Raw genomic sequence first — 1733 nt, forward strand, 5'->3', positions numbered from 1 at the left:
ATGAGGAAATCACCTTAGACCAATTGCCTACTCGCTTCTGGAGGGACTGTGCTCCGGCACAAAGAGCTCAAGAGCCGCTTCGTGCGTCCGCAGGCACCGCCGTGGGGGCTGGCCACCCATCTGCTGGGGGGCGTGAACGGTTACCCATCGGCTGCGCCGGCAGCACGGCCGCCACCGAGCGCTTCTTTGGTTGTGCCCACGAAACGCTGTTCGTGTAGCTACTCCAGCGCATGTCACTGCCCCACGACCAGGGCGCTGACGACCAGACCGCCCAAGCAACCCTATCTGATGCAGGTTGCGGCGTAGCGGGAATGGCCGGAACGATGATCACCCGAGTTCGACACTTTGGCCTTTCACTCATTGATTTCTGTACGTTGGCGGGTTCTGTAGTGACACAACAAAAGCTCAAGGAATCAGATTGTTATCTTCGATCTGTCGAACTTGGACGATCAAGGCCCGCAAGGCGTATATACTTTAAATGTCGTTTGGACTCGAAGCCTTGATCTGGATCCGTATGAACTGCCGCGGGTTCGGTCAATATCTTGTTTCAAACTTGTGGGCGTTTGACCACAGAGAGCAGGGGTCGAGAAATGATCGCCAGCCTGTCGCCAAGCAGTACATTCACCGCCGTACGTCAAGAGCGTCCTGATGCATCACTATCGGGTCGGGATACGGCATCCGATGGCGATGCCGCATCGCGTGCCGAAGCGGACGGCACGAGCGAACACAGGAAACCCGGCATGCCATCCAGGGGCCAAGGAGACGGCCAACTCTCCGAAGCCGATCTGCAAAAGTTACAGGTCTTGCGGCAACGCGACCGCGAAGTACGCGCTCACGAAATGGCGCATGTCGCCGCCGGCGGCAGCCTGGTCCGCGGTGGCGCCAGTTTTACCTACGAAGTCGGCCCGGACGGGCAACGTTATGCAATGGGTGGTGAAGTCGGGATTGATACGTCGCCCGGACGCACACCCGTTGAAACTCTGGCCAAGGCAGACCAGATCAGGGCTGCTGCGCTGGCTCCCACCGACCCCTCTGGTCAAGACCGGCAGGTTGCCGCCATGGCTACGCGCATGGCGATGCAGGCCAGAATGGAGCTGGCAACCCAGGGCAACACCAGTGTCAGCCGGAACGACACATCCGGCACGACAGGCCAGCCGACGCTGGCTGCTTATACCGATGCTGTTGCGAGCGAGCAATCGTCGGGGTCGGCCATTGATCTTTTCGCCTGAGATCCGCCATCCTGCCTGCATGCACCCGTTTTCCCGAGGTCGGCCGACAGGAATCAGGAGGCGAGATGAGTAACCGCAGTGCCTTGGGTGAATACGTCTACACCGACGTCGAATTTCGCCAGTATCGCCGCCGCCGGGCGCTGCGCTTGTTGCATACCGGAGTCGGATTCCTGCTTGCCTATGCAATGGCATGGAGTGTTGTTGCACTGACGCGGGGCGACTGGTTAACGTTGATCCTGCAGGGAGTTTCAGTCTGCGGGGGGGCCTGGGTGTGGTTCTGTCTCTGCCGAGGTCAACTCGGACTTGCCGGCCACAGTTATTTCTGCATCGTCATTCCGGTCGTTGCCGGCATGATTGCACTCGAGGGCGTGACGGGTCCATTTCTCAGCATGAGCCACTACCACTTGCTTCCACTGATCGGCGGCGCCTATCTGTTGTTCTTCGAGCACGGGAAGCGTGGGCGACGGGTGTATGTAAGCACCTGTTTAAGGTGATCTCCGCAAA

2 protein-coding genes are annotated in these 1733 nt (G+C 59.3%); both read left to right on the forward strand.

All coding sequences use genetic code 11. From position 1 onward, the window contains the following. Nucleotides 1-740: 740 nt before the first annotated feature. Nucleotides 741-1229, forward strand: coding sequence for a putative metalloprotease CJM1_0395 family protein (locus AW06_RS19360; RefSeq protein ID WP_337958811.1), 489 nt, complete (start codon nucleotides 741-743; stop codon nucleotides 1227-1229). A 65-nt stretch (nucleotides 1230-1294) separates the two neighbouring features. Continuing rightward, nucleotides 1295-1723: a hypothetical protein gene (locus tag AW06_RS19365; RefSeq protein WP_034953763.1), complete on the forward strand. Its 429-nt coding sequence runs from the start codon at nucleotides 1295-1297 to the stop codon at nucleotides 1721-1723. The last annotated feature ends 10 nt before the right edge of the window (nucleotides 1724-1733 follow it).

The organism is Candidatus Accumulibacter cognatus, from assembly GCF_000584975.1.
Classification (GTDB): domain Bacteria; phylum Pseudomonadota; class Gammaproteobacteria; order Burkholderiales; family Rhodocyclaceae; genus Accumulibacter; species Accumulibacter cognatus.